Origin of the sequence: Psychrobacillus vulpis, from assembly GCF_006861825.1 — a bacterium.
GTDB classification, from domain to species: Bacteria; Bacillota; Bacilli; order Bacillales_A; family Planococcaceae; genus Psychrobacillus; species Psychrobacillus vulpis.
In genome coordinates, this window is the sequence record NZ_VDGI01000003.1 from 1 (window position 1) to 20814 (window position 20814).

The 20814-nt window shown below is 35.0% G+C and carries 20 protein-coding genes; 15 read left to right on the top strand and 5 right to left on the bottom strand.

Annotated features, from left to right (window positions below; genetic code table 11):
- Positions 1–390 precede the first annotated feature (390 nt).
- The 3 genes from FG384_RS04000 to FG384_RS04010 are packed head-to-tail and all read right to left on the bottom strand — an operon-like array spanning position 391 to position 3230.
- Positions 391–1959 (bottom strand): ABC-F family ATP-binding cassette domain-containing protein, encoded by a 1569-nt coding sequence (locus FG384_RS04000; RefSeq protein WP_142641300.1) that lies wholly within the window; start codon positions 1957–1959, stop codon positions 391–393.
- 36 nt (positions 1960–1995) lie between these two features.
- The gene (locus FG384_RS04005) at positions 1996–2178 is read right to left on the bottom strand and encodes an SE1832 family protein (RefSeq protein ID WP_142641301.1); all 183 of its coding nucleotides are present in this window, start codon (positions 2176–2178) and stop codon (positions 1996–1998) included.
- Between the two features lie 47 nt (positions 2179–2225).
- A complete protein-coding gene (locus tag FG384_RS04010; protein ID WP_142641302.1) occupies positions 2226–3230 on the bottom strand; it encodes a type 1 glutamine amidotransferase family protein in 1005 nt (334 codons plus the stop codon).
- Positions 3231–3461: 231 nt separating this feature from the next.
- Here FG384_RS04010 and FG384_RS04015 point away from each other — a divergent pair, with 231 nt between their 5' ends.
- From FG384_RS04015 to FG384_RS04035, 5 genes are all read left to right on the top strand, one after another.
- Positions 3462–4217, top strand: a complete 756-nt coding sequence (locus FG384_RS04015) for an NAD(P)H-binding protein (RefSeq protein ID WP_142641303.1) — start codon at positions 3462–3464, stop codon at positions 4215–4217.
- Between the two features lie 146 nt (positions 4218–4363).
- Positions 4364–4927 carry an NADPH-dependent FMN reductase gene (locus FG384_RS04020; RefSeq protein ID WP_142641619.1) on the top strand — a complete coding sequence of 188 codons (564 nt, stop codon included), beginning with the start codon at positions 4364–4366 and terminating at the stop codon, positions 4925–4927.
- A gap of 1248 nt (positions 4928–6175) precedes the next feature.
- On the top strand, positions 6176–6694 hold the full coding sequence (locus tag FG384_RS04025; RefSeq protein WP_142641304.1) for a sigma-70 family RNA polymerase sigma factor: 519 nt from the start codon (positions 6176–6178) through the stop codon (positions 6692–6694).
- Positions 6687–7994: a DUF4179 domain-containing protein gene (locus FG384_RS04030; RefSeq protein ID WP_166462377.1), complete on the top strand. Its 1308-nt coding sequence runs from the start codon at positions 6687–6689 to the stop codon at positions 7992–7994. Before FG384_RS04025 ends, FG384_RS04030 begins: the two co-directional genes overlap by 8 nt.
- A gap of 320 nt (positions 7995–8314) precedes the next feature.
- Complete coding sequence (locus FG384_RS04035) at positions 8315–8488, top strand: hypothetical protein (protein WP_420849944.1); 174 nt, start codon at positions 8315–8317, stop codon at positions 8486–8488.
- A 98-nt stretch (positions 8489–8586) separates the two neighbouring features.
- Here FG384_RS04035 and FG384_RS04040 read toward each other — a convergent pair whose 3' ends face one another.
- Positions 8587–10779 carry a DNA topoisomerase III gene (locus tag FG384_RS04040; RefSeq protein ID WP_142641306.1) on the bottom strand — a complete coding sequence of 731 codons (2193 nt, stop codon included), beginning with the start codon at positions 10777–10779 and terminating at the stop codon, positions 8587–8589.
- Positions 10780–11022: 243 nt separating this feature from the next.
- On the opposite strand from FG384_RS04040, the gene FG384_RS04045 reads away from it, so the two are divergent.
- The 5 genes from FG384_RS04045 (at position 11023) to FG384_RS04065 (ending at position 15850) form a co-directional block, all read left to right on the top strand.
- Positions 11023–11937: a plastocyanin/azurin family copper-binding protein gene (locus FG384_RS04045; RefSeq protein WP_142641307.1), complete on the top strand. Its 915-nt coding sequence runs from the start codon at positions 11023–11025 to the stop codon at positions 11935–11937.
- 87 nt (positions 11938–12024) lie between these two features.
- Complete coding sequence (locus FG384_RS04050) at positions 12025–12312, top strand: metal-sensitive transcriptional regulator (RefSeq protein WP_142641308.1); 288 nt, start codon at positions 12025–12027, stop codon at positions 12310–12312.
- Positions 12313–12410: 98 nt separating this feature from the next.
- On the top strand, positions 12411–12614 hold the full coding sequence (gene copZ, locus FG384_RS04055; RefSeq protein WP_142641309.1) for a copper chaperone CopZ: 204 nt from the start codon (positions 12411–12413) through the stop codon (positions 12612–12614).
- Positions 12615–12737: 123 nt separating this feature from the next.
- Positions 12738–15155 carry a heavy metal translocating P-type ATPase gene (locus tag FG384_RS04060; protein WP_142641310.1) on the top strand — a complete coding sequence of 806 codons (2418 nt, stop codon included), beginning with the start codon at positions 12738–12740 and terminating at the stop codon, positions 15153–15155.
- Positions 15156–15280: 125 nt separating this feature from the next.
- Positions 15281–15850 (top strand): YdhK family protein, encoded by a 570-nt coding sequence (locus tag FG384_RS04065; protein WP_142641311.1) that lies wholly within the window; start codon positions 15281–15283, stop codon positions 15848–15850.
- 293 nt (positions 15851–16143) lie between these two features.
- Here FG384_RS04065 and FG384_RS04070 read toward each other — a convergent pair whose 3' ends face one another.
- The gene (locus tag FG384_RS04070; protein WP_142641312.1) at positions 16144–17322 is read right to left on the bottom strand and encodes an FtsW/RodA/SpoVE family cell cycle protein; all 1179 of its coding nucleotides are present in this window, start codon (positions 17320–17322) and stop codon (positions 16144–16146) included.
- 389 nt (positions 17323–17711) lie between these two features.
- Between FG384_RS04070 and FG384_RS04075 the strand changes: the two genes are divergently transcribed.
- From FG384_RS04075 to resA, 5 genes are read left to right on the top strand one after another with little or no spacing between them, the layout of a single operon-like run.
- Positions 17712–18125, top strand: a complete 414-nt coding sequence (locus tag FG384_RS04075; protein ID WP_142641313.1) for a BlaI/MecI/CopY family transcriptional regulator — start codon at positions 17712–17714, stop codon at positions 18123–18125.
- Between the two features lie 3 nt (positions 18126–18128).
- Positions 18129–18977: a M56 family metallopeptidase gene (locus tag FG384_RS04080; protein ID WP_142641314.1), complete on the top strand. Its 849-nt coding sequence runs from the start codon at positions 18129–18131 to the stop codon at positions 18975–18977.
- 52 nt (positions 18978–19029) lie between these two features.
- Positions 19030–19671, top strand: a complete 642-nt coding sequence (locus FG384_RS04085) for a DsbA family protein (RefSeq protein WP_142641315.1) — start codon at positions 19030–19032, stop codon at positions 19669–19671.
- A complete protein-coding gene (locus FG384_RS04090) occupies positions 19661–20065 on the top strand; it encodes a disulfide oxidoreductase (RefSeq protein WP_142641316.1) in 405 nt (134 codons plus the stop codon). The genes FG384_RS04085 and FG384_RS04090 overlap by 11 nt, the downstream gene beginning before the upstream one ends.
- Positions 20066–20118: 53 nt before the next feature.
- Positions 20119–20652, top strand: coding sequence for a thiol-disulfide oxidoreductase ResA (resA, locus tag FG384_RS04095; protein WP_142641317.1), 534 nt, complete (start codon positions 20119–20121; stop codon positions 20650–20652).
- Positions 20653–20814: the final 162 nt, after the last annotated feature.

Genomic DNA, 20814 nt, shown 5'->3' on the forward strand with positions numbered 1-20814 from the left:
TATCTAGGGTAAACTTTAATTGGGTCATTATTAATCTCTCCTCATTGTTTATCGTCGTTGAAAACATTGTAACCAAGAGGGATTAATTTGACCCTTTTCCTTTTTACACAATTATATGGACTTAATCTTCAAATGTTAGCAGTTCGAGCATATGATGTGTTTATCCGAGCAAATGTGTTCTTTATGCGAGCATAAATGTAGCGTATGCGAGCCTAACGAGGTGGTAACCGTTCAAATGTTAGCAATTCGAGCATATGATGAGTTTATCCGAGCAAATGTGTTTTCTATCCGAACATAAACGCAACGTATGCGAGCATAAACCACTCGAACCAGAACTTTACCTCTTAATCTAAAAAAGCCCCTAGTTTACTAAACTAGGGGCTAAATAATTTATTCTTCCACTACTTCTTTTCCAGTAGAGAACCATTCTTCCACGTTCCATACTTTTGTTGCTAAGCCTTCGTAAAAATCGGGTTCATGGCTTACAAGGATGATGGTACCTTTAAATTCTTTCATTGCACGTTTTAATTCTTCTTTTGCATGAATATCTAGATGGTTTGTTGGCTCGTCAAAGATTAACCAGTTACTTTCTTCCATCATTAGCTTACATAAGCGAACTTTCGCTTGTTCTCCACCACTCAAACTAGAAAGTGGACGGGAAATATGCTCACTTTTCAAACCAGTTCGAGCTAGAGCTGCGCGTACTTGACTTTGCAGCATACTTGGATAAGCATCCCAAATAGATTCAATTGGTGTCATATTCCCAGGTTTTACTTCTTGTTCGAAATAAGATGGGAATAAGAAATCTCCACGAGTGACTTTGCCGCCTATAGCAGGGATTTTACCTAATATTGTCTTAAGTAATGTAGACTTACCAACACCATTCATGCCGACAAGGGCAATTTTTTCTCCACGTTCAATTGTGAAAGTTAATGGTGGAAGTAGCGGGTTATCATAACCAATTTGTAAATGCTCCGCTTCTACAACATAACGACCAGAACTTCTAGATTCTTTAAAACTAAATTCTGGTTTTGCCGCAGTTTCTGGGCGATCAATTCGCTCGATTCGATCCAATTGTTTTTGACGAGATTTTGCTCGTCCTGTTGTGGAATAACGTGCTTTATTTTTTGCTATAAAATCTTCTTGTTTTTTTATAAAGTCTTGCTGTTTTTCATATGCATCTAGGTGTTGTCTTTTATTCAATTCAGCTAGCTCTAAAAACTTATCATATGTCGCAGTGTAGCGAGTAAGCTTTGAAAATTCTAAATGGAAAATGACATCCACAATTCCGTTCATAAATTCCGTGTCATGCGATATTAATAAAAATGCATATGGATAGTTCTTTAAATAGTTAGAAAGCCATGTAACATGCTCTTCGTCTAAATAGTTCGTAGGCTCGTCTAATAAAAGGACTTTCGGTTTTTCGAGTAAGAGCTTAGCTAATAGTACCTTCGTACGTTGACCACCAGAAAGTGCTTCCACTGGACGCTCTAATCCAATAGCATCCAGTCCAAGCCCACGCGCAACCTCTTCAATTTTCATGTCCAATGTATAAAAATCACCAGCATCCAAAGCATCTTGTATATCCGCCATCTGTTCAAGTAATAATTCTAATTCTTCCGGTGTTGCATCTGCCATTTTTGAAGTAATTTCATTCAACTCTTCCTCTTTTTTATAAAGAGGTAAAAATGCATCGCGAAGTGTATCGAACATGGAACGTCCTGGTTGTAAACGAGTATGCTGGTCTAAATAGCCATAATGTGTCCCAGGTAGCCATTCCACGCGTCCTTGATCATAAATAATTTCGCCTGTTAATATGTTCATCAAAGTGGATTTACCTACTCCGTTAGCACCAACTAGACCAACATGCTCTCCTTCTACTAAACGAAAAGAAACCTCTTTAAAAAGTGTACGATCTCCGAATGTATGTCCTAAATTTTCTACGTTTAATAAGCTCATCTATTATTTCCTCCAAAAAGAAAGCTCTGCGGATAATTACAATTCCGCGAGCTGTTTGTTTAGTTCTGCAAGGTCTTCTTCCATTTTGGCCAGTCTACGTTCGGCATTTTCAACTTGAGTAGGTTGACCATTCGATTCAAGCTTTTCCATATCCCCCTGTAATCGAATGTAATCCATTTTTAACTCAGCGATTTGCGCTTGTAGTTGTTGTTTTGTCATGAATTTTCACCTTCAGCTTTTTGCATAATTGTAGCATAAAAAGTTTCCTAACGCGCAATTTCTTCCTCTGCTTTTTTATTTGCAATAGTTTGTTCAATGAGTTTAACGACTTCTTCTAAGTTAGTACTAAATTGGAATTGTTTTTGTTTTTGTATATATGCGTTCCTTCTATTGTCATGTAAGATGATTTCCATTACAGCATTTTGTAAATATGATTGTTTTATTTTTCGACCTAATCCTAAATTGGCAAAGCCATGTCCTTCTTGTGGGAAGGCATAATTGACTTCTTCTTCGTGAGCACAAAGAATAATACAAGGGATGTTAAGCTGTGCGACTAAAAAAGGAGTGTAGGAACCCGATGTAATAACCATATCGCTTGTATAAATAAAAGACTCAGGTTCATTCGTTGAAATAATTCGAATCGATTTTCGAGTTAGGGCGAATCGTTTAAGTTCGTTTATATCATGTTTATAGTGTTCGTCTACTAATACACTAATTTGTAAAGGGATATGCAATTGTACAAGATGTCTTAACGTTCGATACGTCAAATTTTCAGGATCTTCATGTGGAAAGGCAACGACGATATGCGGTGGATCTTGTAACGTGTTATTATTTTTATAGATAATTTTATGCACGGGAATATATCCTGTAGGAGCATAAACATAATGCTCTTTTGTAAGGTCCTTTGGATTTTCGTACAAAGTTTGAAATACAATATCCGCCAAAATGCCACCGTCTCCATGGTCGTCAAAATGGACAAGTGGGCAGTTAAAATCTTTTAAACGACGAATAAGATCCTTTTCAGAATTTCCACTATCATGAATAATGCAAGTTGGGTTAAACTGCTTCAGTTTCTCTAAAAGGTGAGCATTATTCCTGTATATACAAGTTTGAATATTTAATTTTTCAAAGTATTGAATAAGGCTTGTATTCGAACTAGGTATAAAAAATTGACTGTCTGAGGCTTTTAAAGCCGGTAATAATAATTTTGCTCGATCAGCAGGATATAGTCCACGGTGTGAAAATGTATTTAAAAGATAAGCTAGTTTCAAGGTTCATCTTCCTTTCCCGAGATATTCTATTTATTGTATGGAACGGGACAGGAGCATATGACAAGAAATTCTGCGACGATCTTGCGCAGGAGCATATGAAAAGAAATTCTGCGACGAGCTTGCGCAGGAGCATATGACAAGAAATTCTGCGACGAGCTATGCGCAGGAGCATATGACAAGAAATTCTGCGACGAGCTATGCGCAGGAGCATATGAGAGGAGATATGATGAAATGGAAAAAAGGACGGCTATTGTAGTTGGGGCTACTGGATTTACAGGAAGTTTTCTAGTGGAGCAGCTTTGCGAAAGTGAGGAGTACGCCGCTGTAACTGTTATTAGTAGGAGAACACTTGCATATGAGCATCCAAAACTAGAAGTGAGAATAAAAGATTTTGATAGGTTAGAAGAAAATGATTTAGAGATTGCCGATGATCTTTTTTGTTGTTTAGGAACGACAATGAAAAAAGCAAAGACTAAGAAGAACTTTGAGAAAGTTGATTTATTGTATCCATTACAAATTGCTTCATTAGCTAAAAAAAGAGGAATCAATCATTTTCTTGTCATTTCAGCAGCTGGTACGAGTACGAAATCTCCCTTTTTTTATAGTCGAGTAAAAGGGGAAATGGAGCAGCAACTGGTGGATTTAAATCTTCCCCATCTATCCATTTTTCGTCCTTCGTTATTGACAGGAAATAGAAGTGAATTTCGTTTTGGGGAGAGACTTTCTGAAGGGTTATTTCAGCTGTTAAACCCAATTTTAGTTGGTCCTTTTAAACGCTTTCGTTCCATTCCAGGAAAACAGTTGGCATACGCAATGTATCATTTTGCAGTTCATGGAACAAATAATAAAGTCACAATCTATACATCGATAAATATTCAAGAAGCAAAACCTGTTGAAAAATTAGAAGAGCCAATAAATCGTGAAGAAGTATTCAATTGGGAAAAGAGAAAAGGAATATTTATAGAAGATGATAATAAAAACGATTAAAGTGGCACTCTTTGAATGATTCTATGTTGTTTGTTTTAATAAACTTTCTCAGTCCAAAGAATGAACTTTCTTGATTTCAAACAATTTTGTCTCAAAAATTGCTCCAATTTGATACAATAAGGAACGGAAGAAGGAGGTTCTGTATGATGAAAATTCTACTCGTAGACGGAACGATTATCGGAACGAAAACAGGTGTAATTCTAGAACAAGTGAAAGACTATATAGAAAAGCTGAATATGAATTATACGTTAGAAATCGTAAGCCTTTCGAATTATGAACATCAATTTGTAGACGGCAGACCATTTGAAAAATATAATGACGATATGAAGCTGCTCGTAAGTAAATTCGAACAAGCAGATGGTTATATCATTGCAACACCTATTTTCCAAGGATCTATCCCTGGAGTATTAAAGAATATGTTTGACTTTTTACATCCGAAAACGATGCGCTATAAACCTGTATCGATTGTCGCGAATGGTGGAACATATCAGCATCATCTTGTTATCGAAAATCAGTTAAAGCCAATTTTGGACTATTTCAGATGTCTTGTAACACCAAATTATGTATACACACATACTAGCCATTTTGATGGAAACAATGTCATCGTGGACGAGGATGTACACAATCGCCTTCGAGAATTAGCTCGAGTGTTTGTGCAATATGCAGAAATGAGTAAGAGTCTATCGAAAGAAACGATAGATACACATTAAACAAATAACTACCACACAATTTGGATCGTGCGGTCAGATTGATGACAAAAGGTTTCGGTAATGTTGGACATTTCCGAAACCTTTTGATTTTTTATCCATCTTTTCTTCTAGTTAAGTCAATTTCTTTATAAGGGTAATTGATAAGCTAGTCCAACTCCTACCTTTATCAAGCGAGTTCATTTTGTATGTTTTTGGAAATCATCTCATAATGAATCCAATAAATAAGAAAATCGTTGAAACGGCTCCCTTTCCGGAGGCGTTGTCTCAGTCTCCTCGCTTCGCTCCGGGGTCTTCGACTAACGCTATTCCCGTAGGAGTGTCGCCTTTTTCAACGATTTTCTAGAAATAAAAAAATATTTTTCTTAAAAAATAGTCAGATTCAGTGTAACTGTATGTTTTGGGACATCAACTCATATTGATTCCAATAAATAAGAAAATCGTTGAAACGGCTCCCTTTCCGGAGGCCACTGAAAAAGTCACTTTTTTTCAAAAAATAAAAACGAAATCCCATAATTCCTTCACTTTTTAGGGTGTTTATGGGGACGTCATGCCAATTTTGATACAAATATACTTCTCAAGTGGTGACTTTATTTTCTGAATTTTGGTTTTTCAGTGGCCTCCCTTTCCGCGGGCGTTGCCTCAGTCTCCTCGCTTCGCTGCGGGGTCTTCGACTAACGCTATTCCCGCAGGAGTGTCGCCTTTATCAACGATTTTCTAAGAATGAAAAAGTGTTTATTACAATAATAGATTTTTAGACATCATCTGATTTAATTCTTTGATTCAATAAGTAGAGGAAAAAGCTGCGAGACTCCTGCGGAAAAACGGAGCGTCCAAGACCCCACGAGCCTAGCGAGGAGGAGGCTTGGCGATTCGTCCGCGGAAAGTGAGTGGCTTTTTCCGGACTCAACTAGTCTTCATTCTATTTTTGATGAAAAAAAATAAATCATCTCTAGCTGATCGTCTTCATTTTGTATGTTTTTTGGAGAACATCTAGTGTAACCCTTTGATTCAATGTAGAGGAAAAAGCTGCGAGACTCCTGCGGAAAAACGGAGCGTCCAAGACCCCACACTAGCCTAGCGAGGAGGAGACTTGGCGGCTCGTCCGCGGAAAGCGAGTGGCTTTTTCCGAATTAACCTAAATCTACTTTCTAATCGCACACCGTGGATTGTGCGTTTTTTTATATTAAAATGAACTTTTTCATGACTCAAATGTCTAATAAGTAATAACATGCGAGATGGGGTGACAGGGTGGAGGAAATTGAAACAGCTTGTAGTGCAATTAAAGGCGATGAACAAGCTTTTTTACAATTGATAAAGATGCACAAAGAAGCACTTTATCGAACAGCATTTGCATTTCTAAAAAATGAGCATGATGCAGTAGAAGCGATGCAAGAAGTGACTTTCAGGGCTTATCAAAAAATACATACAGTAAAAGATCCAAAATATATGAAAACATGGCTTATTCGCATTATGATGAACTACTGCCAAGATCAGTTGAAAAAGAGGAAACGTTTTATTTCGAATGAAGTTCTTCAAGAAATTGGATTCCATTCTAATGATACAACTCTTGAAATAGAAGAAGCCATAGCGTCCTTAACGAATAGCGAACAGAAGTTAATCTTCTTGAAATACTTCCAAGAAACGAAGATTAAAGATATAGCCGAACTTGAAAAAATTCCGGAAGGCACTGTAAAATCTAGACTTCATAAAGCACTCAAGTCACTGAGAAACTTCCTAACAGAGAAAGGAGATGCAGATCATGTTTGAAAAAGAAGAAAAAATGTTAAATGAATCTAAAAAGAAGTTGGAACAAACAGAAATTCCGGATCACCAGATAAATGATGCTATTCAGCAAGGTATATTAAAAGCGAAAGACAAAAAGAGAAAAAGGAAGAAAACTCTTTGGACGCTGACTGTTGCAGCTTTACTCATTCTTACTTTTATCACATCTATTCGGGTATCACCTGCATTCGCAAATGCAGTTGCATCTATTCCTGGTATGGAGAGGTTTGTTCATTTAATCCAGTTTGATAAAGGGTTGGAAGCGATTATTGAAAATGAGTATTATGAGCCAATTGGTGTGAGCCAAATAAAAGACAATATGACATTTACGATTGATGGAGTAATTATAGATGAAACGGGAGCAGAAATTTTTTATACGTTAGAGGCTCCTCATTCTATTAAGAACATTGACTATAATAAAATAGATTTATTAAATGACAATAGAAGTCTGATTGGTTCTATTGGGTATAATTCACCGAGGCAGGAGCATCCAAACAGAAAAGTAGATAAATTTAGTTTTGTTTTTGTAAAACCAGAGCAGTTCACATCCAATGAATTTGAAATTACATTTCAAATCGAAAGGGATAACGATAAAATAACAACTTTTAATGTTCCATTTACTCTTAAAAATGATTTGAAAAACGGTAAAGTTTATACCTTAAATCAAGAAGTAGAGATGGACGGACAAAAAATGCTTGTGAAAGATATAATGGTTTATCCACTCCGTGTAGCAGTAAATATTGAATTTGAAGAACAAAATGATATGGAAATTTTGCAATTTGAAGATATGCGTATTGAGGATGAAAATGGGGAAGTATGGAGCTCTATTCAAAATGGAACAAGTGGTTTTGGTGGTGTAGAAAACAAAGAAAGAACGTACTTTCTACAAAGTAACTACTTTAAAGAGCCGAAGGAACTGTATTTTAAATTCGACAAAGTCCAATCCTTACCTAAGGAAGAAAGTTATTTGTTAGTTGACTTTGGAAAGAAACAGGTTCTTAAACAGCCTTCTGAAGGAAAAATAGAAATAACAAACATCCATAGCAATTCATTAGAAATGAAATATCGTCCAATACGAGAAAACCACTCATATTCCTTATTTTCTCAAGGCAAGAATGCAAATGGAGGAGTAGTCGAAATACCAACTCAAAGTACATGGAATGATGAAGAATATCAATACTCAGAAATAACTTTAGATGCTGCAGATATTATTAATCCAGTGAAAATAGACTTTGTTGCTTATCCTAATTACTTAGATGGATCCGTTTCGATACAGATTAAATAATATTAAAGTGTCTAGCTTTTTAAACTGGGCACTTTTTCTGTAATAAAAACAGATCATATATATAAGTATTTGCATTTAAATTCAATGAGACTTGTTAGAAGGTGAACGTCTAAAAAAGCTATTTATAAGTTATAAATAGTTGAATCGGATAATAACGTAACAGAATCGGATAATAGGTGTTTATAATAGGATAATGAAACACAAAAATCGGATAACTATATAATATTATCGGATAATGCACAAGGGGTATCAAATTCGATCATTTTGCTGTCATTTTAGGACTTGGAACACGTATTTTTTCTGCACTTTTTGTTTTGATTATGTTGGGTGCCATTATGAAAGTAAAACTTTCGGTTGGATTTTTAGGTGCAACAGAGATGGCAGGTTATGAATTGGATCTTGCATTTTTAGTGATTGCTCTATTTTTGGCTATCAACGGAAGTAAGCTATTGGCAATTGACCAAGTTCTTGTTAATAAAGAAACCGTCGAATGATTTCAGAAGAAAGAAACTTACAAACGTAAAAGAAAACAACCTCTTTGCCAATTAAATTTGTCAGAGAGGTTGTTTTCTTTTGTTGATGGAAGAAGAAGTTATTCTAAATTCAACTTCTTCAAAGCTTCTGCTAATGCGTTATTCATAGGCTCTTCTTCTTGATTTTGCTTTTTCAAGTATTTTTGTACATCGCGTTTATCCGCTTTTCCCCCGGAGCTTTTTTTGCGACGTTCATTGAATGCAGATAGTTTTTCTCGATAGCCACATTTACAAGTGAAAATTTGGCCTTCACCTTCTCCGCGTAGCTCGAGTTTTTTCTTACATTGTGGACAACGAGCATTGGTAACCCGTGCAACATTTTTGAGGTGGCCACATTCACGATCTTGGCAAACGAGCATTTTACCTTTTTTACCATTTACCTCAAGCATTGGTTTACCGCAGTCCGGACAGCTTTTCGTAGAAATATTGTCATGTTTGAATTTTTTATCGCTGTTTTTAATGTCACTTACAATCGTTTTTGTATAGTTTTTCATTTCGTTAATGAAGACATTTTTGTTCAATTTACCATTTGCAATGGCTTCTAGTTTCTGTTCCCACTCGGCAGTAAGATCAGGAGATTTCAAGTCCTCTGGAACTAGTTCGAGAAGCTGTCTACCTTTGGAAGTAAGGTAAATGTCTTTTCCTTTTTTCTCCATTAAGAAAGAGTTGAAAAGTTTATCAATAATATCTGCCCTTGTTGCTACAGTTCCTAAACCACCCGTCTTACTAAGCGTTTTTGCTAATTCTTTATCTTGGTTGCCCATATATCTTGCAGGGTTTTCCATTGCTGTAAGTAAAGTAGCTTCATTAAATCTAGCAGGGGCTTTCGTTTGACCGGAAGTCTCTGTGACCAATGTAATGGAAATTTTATTTCCTTTTTCGATTCGAGGAAGTATTTGTTCCTTCATGTCTTCAGCATTTTCATCTTCATCAAAACGATTTTCATACACTTCTTTCCAACCAGACGAAAGAATTGTCTTTCCTTTAGCTACAAAAGTTTCCTCTCCGATTGAAGCTTTCATAGTAATCTGTTCATATTCGAATGGAGGATACAATACAGCTAAAAATCGTTTCACAACTAAATCGTAAATTTTGCGTTCTTTATCTGTAAAGTTTGTTAGGTTTACAATTTCTTCTGTTGGAATAATAGCGTGATGATCCGAAACTTTACTATCATCTACAAAGGACTTACTCGCTTTGATAGGTTTTAGTAAAACTTTGTTCGCAAGTTGTCTGTATTGTCCGATACCACATGATTTTAAGCGCTCAGATAAAGTTTCTACTATATCGCTTGAAAGATATCTAGAATCCGTACGTGGATATGTTAACACTTTGTGTTGCTCATATAATTTTTGCATAATGCCAAGAGTCTCTTTAGCAGAATAACCAAATGTTTTATTTGCATCACGTTGTAATTCCGTTAAATCATAAAGTTGTGGTGCAAAGCTTTTCTTTTGTTTCGTATCAATATCCACAACTGTACCTTGTTTTTTATCTACTTTTGCAAGGATTTGTTCGATTTTTTCTTTGGAAAACGTTTTCGTATCGTTTGTGTTGCTATCTTGCCACGTCAGTTTTAAATTTCTGTCCGTATGTGCTTCTATCCCGTAATACGTTTTTGGTTTGAAATTTCGAATTTCTTCTTCTCTTTTGGCAATCATTGCAACAGTAGGAGTTTGCACACGTCCACAAGACAATTGAGCGTTATATTTACTTGTAAGTGCTCTAGTTGCATTTAATCCGATATACCAGTCTGCTTCCGATCGTGACACAGCTGCATGGTAGAGGTTCTCATAAGCTTTACCTGGTTTTAAATTTTGAAAGCCTTCCTTAATCGCTTTGTCTGTAACAGATGAAATCCAAAGACGTTTTATAGGTTTGTTTACTTTTGCTTTATCGATAATCCATCTAGCAACTAACTCACCTTCACGACCAGCGTCAGTAGCAATAATAATATCGCTCACATCCGTTCGGATTAATTGGCTTTTGACCGCATTATACTGCTTGCTCGTTTGTTTAATCACGACAAGCTTTAAATCTTTAGGGAGCATCGGTAAATCTTCGAGATTCCATGTTTTATATTTAGTGTCATATACTTCGGGATCAGCTAGTGTAACAAGATGACCTAAAGCCCAAGTGACGATATATTTGTCACCTTCTAAGTATCCATTTCCTTTTTTATGACAATTCAATACTCGTGCGATATCACGAGCTACAGATGGTTTTTCTGCGATTACAACACTTTTTTTCATATTTTAACAACCTTTCGGTGAAACATTGAATATTTAATATAACATAAATTATCTCTAATACTCATTATACAAGGAGTTAACGCCGAAGTCCGTTCTAATACCCTCTATGCAGCTTTAAATAGCTTCCTTACTAAGTTTTCGATACATGATTAATTTATTTATATAAATTTTGCATACCTTAAAGGGGTATAAAGTATATTTAAAATTGAACAGTATATTCAAATTTGAAAAAAGGGTGGATAAATGGGGTATTATCAACTTTTTATATTGAGTTCAGTAGGTGTATTAACTTTTATAGTCGTTTTTTTATCTTTGATTTCCAAAAAGAAATTTAGCCCTATGCAAGGGATGGTAATATCCATGTTTTTCGGCATGAATACTGGATTAACTATAGGGGTACTTTTAGGAGGAACATTTCAAGGTAACTTATTTCTTTCCACAATTGTTTCGATGGCAATCGGAATGTTAGCTGGTTTGCTTTGTGGGATATGCTTTACCATTCTATCTATGTTGGAAGGTTTAATGGCTGGTTTGATGGGTGGAATGATGGGGGCAATGCTAGGGGAGATGGTAATTGAAGAGCAATTAATAGATTTAATAAGGATATTTCTATTGTTATCAATAACTACTATTTTTTTATTTGTCTTATTCCAACAACCAAAAAATCAAAAGACAAAGAATAATTTATGGTTATTAAAACCAATCCTTCTAGCAACAAGTATTCTTATTTTTATCGTTGTCGAAGATTCATTAGCTAAAAAACAAATAGGTTCTATATTCAAAGAATTTTCACAAAGTCACAGTAATCATTCAGTTAATATGAAGGGCAACACAGAACAAGTAATTTCGATACAAGCTGAAAAAATGAAATACTCCCTCTCAAATATTGAAGTGAAGAAAGATCAACAAGTCACGCTTATTCTTGAAAACCTAGATCCAGTTGAGCATGATATTGAGTTCAATACAACATTTTATGAAACAAAAAATGGAAGTCAGCATAAAAATCATTCTAATAAAGATTTCATACATCTCCATGCACAACCACAAACTAGTAGTAAGCAATCATTTGTTATGACTAAATCAGGTATATATGAATATTATTGTACTATAGCAGGTCACAAAGAATTAGGCATTGTTGGACGAGTGATAGTGAAGTGAAAGTTACAGTGAATAATATTGACTTGTAAATGTGGAAAAGTTAATATAGGGGTACAGGGTATATGTAGACGGAAAGGGGTGAGTGTAATGCATGAAACAAATAAAACAACTATCCAGCCAAATAAACAACAACTTCTTAACCGATTAAAACGTATTGAAGGGCAAGTAAGAGGGGTCCATCAAATGGTGGAAAATGATCGTTATTGTGTAGATATATTACATCAAATAAGTGCCATCCAATCAGCAATGAATAAGGTCTCTTTAGCCTTACTTGAAGATCATACACATCACTGCGTTTCGAGTGCCATTAAAGGTAATGATGGTGAAGCTGCTATTAAGGAATTGATGGATGTTATGAAGACGATGACTAAATAAAAAAAGTATTATATTAAATACTTTTTTATTTTTCATTTGACATACTATACAGGGGTATAGTAATGTGGAGTTATAAATTAAATAGGAGGTTTTTTGAAATGAAAGATACACTTAAGGTACAAGGAATGTCATGTAATCATTGTGTTAATTCTATCGAAGGAAGCGTTGGGGAACTTGCTGGTGTTTCCACAGTAAAAGTTGATTTAGCTGCTGGTGAAGTAGTCGTTGACTTTGATAACGAAAAAACATCCCTTGAACAAATTAAAGAAACAATTGAAGAACAAGGATACGACATTGTTTAATATTCAATTATATTTTAAAAAGCTCGTAACAAATATTCATATGCTTTAAGGAGATTGTGCCTATTGGTATGGTCTTTCTTTTTCAAATAAATATACCCCCACTAAGTATTGGAGGAGTTATAAATGGCGACTGAGGAAAAGACGCTGCAAATTAATGGCATGACATGTGCGGCGTGTGCAAATCGTATTGAAAAAGGTCTTTCAAAAATTGAAGGCGTAGAAAAAGCTAACGTGAATTTTGCATTAGAAAGATCAACTGTAGTTTTTGATCCGATTAAAACAAATGTAAAAGAGTTTCAAGAGAAAATTGAAAAGCTTGGATATAGCGTAATCCAAGAAAAAATAGATTTTGATATAACAGGTATGACATGTGCAGCATGTGCAACAAAAATTGAAAAAAGAATAAATAAGATGGATGGAGTTGCAAGCGCAAACGTTAATTTTGCACTGGAAACAATTACAGTTGAATACGACAGCAAACAAGTAGAAGCTAATGAAATGATAAATGCAGTAAAGAAACTTGGATACGAGTTAATACCTAAACTAGATAGCAAACAGAAGATGGATCATAAAGAACAAGAGATAAAAAAACAATATAAGAAATTTATATTTTCGCTTATATTTACAATCCCGCTGTTGTGGACGATGGTTTTACATTTTGAGTTTTTATCTTTTATTTACATGCCTCACATTCTTATGAACCCATGGGTACAGTTTGCATTGGCTACTCCTGTACAATTTATCGTTGGTGCACAGTTTTATAGAGGTGCCTATAACTCGCTAAGAAATAGAAGTGCCAACATGGACGTGTTAGTTGCATTAGGAACTAGTGCAGCTTACTTCTATAGTTTGTATCTAACATTAGAATGGATGAATGCAGGGGGAACTGGAAGCACCGAGTTATACTTTGAAGCATCTGCTGTAATTATTACGCTTATTGTTCTAGGTAAGTTGTTTGAAGTACGAGCAAAAGGTAAAACAAGCCAGGCAATTCAAAAGTTGCTTGGATTGCAGGCTAAAACTGCTCGTATCCTTAAAGATGGAGTAGAGAAGGAAGTTCCTATTGAAGAAGTTGTACTAGGGGATATGATCCTTGTAAAGCCAGGTGAAAAAATACCTGTCGATGGAGAAATTGTAGATGGTAGATCTGCAATTGATGAGTCAATGCTTACTGGAGAGAGCATGCCGGTTGATAAAGTTGCTGGAGACTCTGTTATTGGTGCTACGATCAATAAAAATGGTTCTTTGAAAATTAAAGCAACAAAAGTTGGGAAAAATACAGCACTAGCCCAAATTGTTAAAGTGGTAGAAGAAGCTCAGGGATCTAAAGCAGACATTCAGCGCCTAGCAGATAGGATTTCTGGAATCTTTGTACCAGTAGTAGTAGGAATTGCGATAGTTACATTCTTTATTTGGTATTTCGCTGTGACACCAGGTGATTTCCGTTCGGCACTTATGCCAACTATTTCTATTTTGGTTATTGCATGTCCTTGTGCACTTGGCTTGGCTACACCAACATCCATTATGGCTGGTTCAGGTAGAGCAGCTGAAATGGGGCTTCTTTTTAAAGGTGGAGAGCATCTAGAAAATACACAATCGATTAATACTATTGTTCTAGACAAAACGGGTACCGTGACTAAAGGAGAGCCTGAACTAACTGATATTTCAGTAGTAGAAGGATTTAATGAAGAAGAAGTGCTTCAATTAATCGGAACAGCAGAAAATCAATCAGAGCACCCACTTGCTCAAGCGATTGTTAAAGGTGTAAAAGAAAAAGGTATTGCGCTACTTGAGCCAAGTGAGTTTGAAGCATTACCAGGGTACGGTATTCGAGCTCTAGTGCAAGATCAAGAAGTATTAGTTGGTACAAGAAAGCTAATGAATCAACAAAATATTGATATTCTAGATTTAGAATCATTAATGGAAAAGCTTGAAAGCGATGGGAAAACAGCGATGATATTTGCACTAAATAATAAAGTTGCAGGTGTAGTAGCAGTAGCAGATACAGTGAAGGAAACATCTAGAGAAGCAATTGCACGAATGCAAAAATTAGGCCTAGAAGTTATTATGCTAACTGGTGACAATCAGCGTACTGCTGAAGCAATTGCCAAGCAGGTAGGTGTAACGAATGTCATTGCAGAGGTTTTACCAGAACAGAAAAGTGAAGAGATTAAAAAACTTCAAAAACAAGGGAAAAATGTAGCGATGGTTGGAGACGGTATCAATGACGCTCCTGCATTAGCGGTAGCAAACATTGGTATGGCGGTAGGTACAGGTACAGATATAGCGATTGAAGCTGCAGATATTACACTGATGCGAGGAGATTTAAATAGCGTAGCAGATGCAATTATTATGAGTCGTAAAACAATGAGAAACATTAAACAGAATCTATTTTTTGCCTTTATTTACAACACAATAGGCATTCCAATTGCGGCAATTGGCTTACTTGCACCTTGGGTTGCCGGCGCAGCAATGGCATTCAGTTCCGTTTCAGTTGTCGTGAATGCTCTACGTCTTCAAAAAGTAAATTTGAAAAACTAAATCTTTTAAGGGCCTATATTCAAAAGCAAATTTCACTTAATATATGCCCGTATTTGCACCTATAAAAAGAATTTAGTTTAAATGGAAAGTATGATGATTAAGCAAAGTATATGAGGAGGTTAAGAATGAGTAAAAAAGTATATTTAGGAATTATTAGTTTGGTTTCTATTTTGATGCTATACGCATGTGGCAATGGTGGAGAGAAGACGAATTCAAATGAAAGTATGGATAATAATTCTAAAACCGAAGAAAATATGCACATGAATCATTCTAGTTCAGGTGAAGTTCCTTCAAGTTTAAAAGTAGCAGAAAATCCTACTTTTAAAGTAGGGAGTAAAGCGATTATCGAAGCTGATCACATGGAAGGGATGAATGGTGCCGAAGCAACGATAGTTGGTGCCTATGATACTACTGTTTATACTATTTCCTATACCCCAACAAATGGGGGAGAAAGAGTAGAGAATCATAAATGGGTTATCCAAGAAGAGATCAAAGATGCTGGTGACAAAACTCTAGAACCAGGAACTGAAGTTACTATAGAGGCAGATCACATGGAAGGTATGGAAGGTGTTACAGCAGAAATTGATTCCTCGGAAAAAACGACAGTATACATGGTTAATTACACTCCAACAACTGGTGGAGAAGAAGTGAAAAATCATAAATGGGTAACTGAAAGTGAACTGACGAATAAGTGAAATAAGAGCCATAGATAGATTCCTCTTATCGATTGTGTTATCAATCATACAAAAGGAATATCTATGGTTTTTTATTTGAGTAAATTAATAAGAAACATTAAAAATATTTCGATGAGAGCGTCTATCTGGTGTTCTTTATCGTATTGTGTCCACTATTCCGCAGTAAGTTGATCTTTAATTAAGGGAGTTGGAAACAATTATTATCTACGTTGTGATCGGTTTGTGGTATTAGAACTGCAAAGATTTTTTCATAATGCTAAAATACTTCACAAATCAATCCAAGGATAATTATTCTACTCTTTTGTATTGTAATTATCTCCACCCCCGAACATATATTTTTTTGTATTTTTTGATATATTGATGATTATAGTTAATGCAAATATTGTTGCTAAAACAGAACTTCCCCCATAACTAAATAAAGGCAAAGGTATTCCTGTGATAGGTACTAAACCTATTACCATTCCAATATTTTCAAAAACATGAAAGGTAAGCATAGAACATACTCCCGAAGCTATTAAAATTTCATATTCACCTTTATTTTTGAAGGCTATCCTAAAAATCCTGTAGATTAAAGCAAAATACAAAGTAACTATTATAGAAGAACCAAGAAAACCAAATTCTTCCGAAATAGTAGTAAAAATAAAATCGGAATGGGCTTCAGGGACATATACAATACCTTCAGTAAAACCTTTTCCGTACAACATACCTGAAGCAATAGAAAGAATAGATTGGCTTAATTGATAACTAATACCCAAACTATCAGAGAAAGGATCCAACCAAGAATGAATTCTATCTAGTTGGTATTGTCCTAAGAAAGCTAATAATATTTCTTGATTGTATAAAAAGCACAAAGCTAAAAAAACTATTAAAGCAATTCCGCAACCAAATATGCTAACAATAATTCTCCAATCTATTCTTGATATAAGTATCATCCCCAGCATAATAGAAACAAAAACCATACCAGTTCCTGCATCCGGTTGAAGCACTACTATCAGTAAAGGAAGTAAAGTAATTAAAAAAATTTTAATAAGCAACCATATATCCAATCTCAAACTTTTTGTAGTATTTATATTGTTGTGGTCAGAAATTATTCTAGCCAGAAATAGAATTAGAAAGATTTTCATCAATTCTGAAGGTTGTATAGAACCAAATCCTGGTACTGAGAACCAGGCTTTTATTCCTTTAATCTCCGGTGCTATACTTTCCGGAGAAATCATAAGTAAAAGTAAGATTAGAATACCAAATAAATATAAGTACAAAGACAACTTTTTTATTTGTTCAAAATCAAATAAAAATATAAGTGATGACACTATTATGCCCGTAATAAACCAGACTGCTTGTTTTAAGGCAAAGTTATCAAGATAAGGCAAATCCTTTTGTGCACTATAAATAAACGCACAACTTATGCACATAAAAATAATAATTATCAAATAAATGCTAATATCTATTTTACTAATCTTATTTTCTTCCATTTATTTACCTCTTTCTCTTTAGAAAGTAAAAAAACATGATAACTTAATGTTGTTATCTATTTAGAAATTTACTTTAGAGGCCTCCCTCGAGAGTACACATAATTTATCACTATTTCCTTTATAAGATTATTAATCTCAACTTATCCATTACATTCCAGTTTTGGTTATATTATAACTTATCTTCTGATGGAGTGGGTTAGTTATTTCTATTTCACGCCTGTCCACATCATTTTTTTAGTCCCCTCAAAAAAATATTATTCTTTACGATCTTTTACATCTTCACTTGATTATTTTTTCTAGTAAAACCTATTAAAACGGAAATTTGGAGAATTAAATACTTTCATTTAAACATCATTTGCACTACAATGAGTAATGTGAGGTGGATTAACATGAGGATTCGTAAATTTAAGATGAATGAAAGTGGATTGGAACGCTTTTTTGGGCCACTTGAGGCAAAGATTATGGACATCTTATGGAACGATGTTGAGATGACTATTAAAGATGTCCAGCATGCTCTTGAACGAGAAAAAATGACGAATTTCAATACAGTCATGACCGTCATGAATCGATTAGTTGAAAAGGGGATTCTTCAAAAGAGAATAGAAGGAAGAGTATCCCTATTTAAACCAATTTTAACTAGAGTTGAGTTTTTGAATACACAATCAAAAGAAATGACGAATGAACTTATGAATGAATTTGGCAATGTTGTTGTCAGTCATATGTTAGATGCCCTTGAAGACGTAGATGATGACTTAGTCGCTAAACTAGAACGCAAAATTAAAGAATTGAAAAAGGATATGTAACTTATGTCCAAACGTCAATCATCTCTTATGCTCACCTTATCACTTATCATCTCGGGATTGATTTTTCTCCAAATGGGTTTATACGTTATCTCGATGCTGGGAGGGTGGAACGTTAAGTTTAACCTTGTCGTAGTATGTCACAGTTGGATGAAAGCAGTCGGTTTGTCGTCATTGGAATATGCACTGGATGCACTCGTTATCAATACTCTGTTTATTTCCATTTGGAATATAGGATCTCAATTGGTTCATACTTTTCGAATGAAAAAACGATTGGAGCAATATAAAGAGAAAACGCTCACTATCAGTATGGGGCAGAGATATAGCAGTGGGAAAGAAAATATTATTATCATTTCACATCCTGCGCCAATTGCTATTACGATGGGATTTATTTGGCCTAAAATCGTTATTTCAACAGGTTTGATGAATTTATTAAGTGAGGATGAACTAAATGCTGTCATTTCTCACGAGATGTATCATAAGGATAATCGTGATCCGCTTAAGATCTTTTTGTTATCACTTTGTGCGTCCACTTTATGGTATATCCCAATCTTGAAGTGGTTTAATCAAAAATATAAAATCATTCAGGAAATATTGGCGGATGAATTTGCTATAAAAAAACAGCAGACTTCAGTTAACTTGGGGAGTGCACTTTTGAAAATGCTGAAAGTAGGCAAGCTAGAAAAAATGCCTTTTGCATATGTATCATTTGCAGATACATCCGTAAATTATAGAATTGAATATATTTTGAATCCAATAAACGATGTTCGATTGCAAGTTCCAATGAAAGTCGCATTCATGTCGTTCACCATCTTTATATTAATTTGTGTATTTTTTATTTACGCGCTTGCGTAAATTTTTTACACTATCACACTACGCTATGTAGTTTAATGAGGAGAGTATTATTTTGTCGAAGAAAATATTTTGGATTATCGGTATAGTAGCTGTATGTATTGTAGGAATTATTGTATTAACAGATGTGAAAGAAAAAGCGGTAGCATTCGACTATGAAGGACAGCCTTTTTTAGGGGAAGAGTCGGCACCAGTTGAGATTGTGGAATTTGGTGATTACAAGTGTCCTCATTGTGAGGAGTTTAATAATAGTCTCTTCCCAATTATTAATGAGGAGCTAGTAGAAACAGGAAAAGCGAAATTTTACTTTATGAACTACTCATTTATTGCTGCTGATTCAACTACAGCTGCCCAATTTGCGGAAACAGTTTACAAGGAACTAGGCAATGGAAAGTTCTGGGAATTACATCACCTGCTATTCGCCAATCAAACGACAGAATCTGGACAAGAGAATTTAATGACAGAAGAATTTTTAAATGCAGTTTTATCGAAAGTTGCAACTCCTGATGAAACAGAAAAAGTGATGCAGGCTTTTAGTGAAGGCAAGGGGAAGGAAGCATGGAATAAAGATATGAGCACTGCAAAAAATCTTGGTGTCTCTTCAACTCCATCAATATTTATCGGTGGTAAAGAATTCAATGGGAGAACAATGAACGATTTTGTCAAAATGGTGGAAGAGGCTGCTGATGGTAAATAAGTCACTACTTTTTGCATGGATTGTGTCTATTATTTCGATGATAGGAAGCTTGTTTTTCAGCGAGCGAATGGGTTTTATTCCGTGTACTCTTTGCTGGTATCAACGTATTTTGATGTATCCATTTGTAATTTTTCTAGGTATCGCATTTTACCGTAATGATCGTGAAATATATAAATATATTCTGCCGATGTCTGTCATTGGGATGATTATGTCCAGTTACCACTATGCGTTGCAAAAAATTCCCGCGATGCATGAGTTTAGCGCTTGTACGAACGGAGTTCCATGTTCAGGACAATATATTAATTGGTTTGGGTTTGTTACAATTCCTTTTTTAGCACTCATAGCTTTTACATTCATTACAATTATGATGCTATTACTTTGGAAACGTAAATAATTAAACTTCTGCATCAAAACGTATTTTCAGAGGTAGAAAGGACAATCGTTACAATGAATAAGAAGAAAAAACGATTTTATGTACGTCTAATAATATTAGGATTAATGATAGGAGCAATCGTCTTTACCATTTACTCCAATTTAACTAAAGAGAGAACAGCGATATTGCAGGTAGGAGATGAAGCACCTAATTTTGCACTTGTTGATATGAATGGGGAGAAACATCAACTCTCAGATTACAAAGGACAAGGAGTCTTCTTAAATTTTTGGGGAACTTGGTGCAAACCTTGTGAAAGAGAATTCCCTTTAATAGACAAGCAGTATCAACAATATAAAGATCAAGGTCTTCAAATACTAGCTGTGAACATAGGTGAATCTAATTTTGTAGTTCAAAAATTTATCGATAGAAAAGGCTTAACATTCCCAGTATTAATTGATAACAATAAAAGTGTAATGGAAACTTACAATATTAATCCTTTGCCCACAACTTTTCTAGTTAATCCAGAAGGTAAAATAGAGAAAATAATTACAGGGGAAATGAGTGAAAAAAGTATAAAGAAAAATATGGAGCAAATAATGCCAAACTAGAAGTTTATTGGTTGGATTAAGTGTAAAACTGCGAAATGGATAAAATGCATGGAGCTATCTAATCTCTAGTAACGAAGGGCATTAGATAGCTTCTTCATGTTTAGAAGTGCTTAGTTACTTGAACTAAGATGCAAAACTAATTATTGTTATTTCAGTACGAGT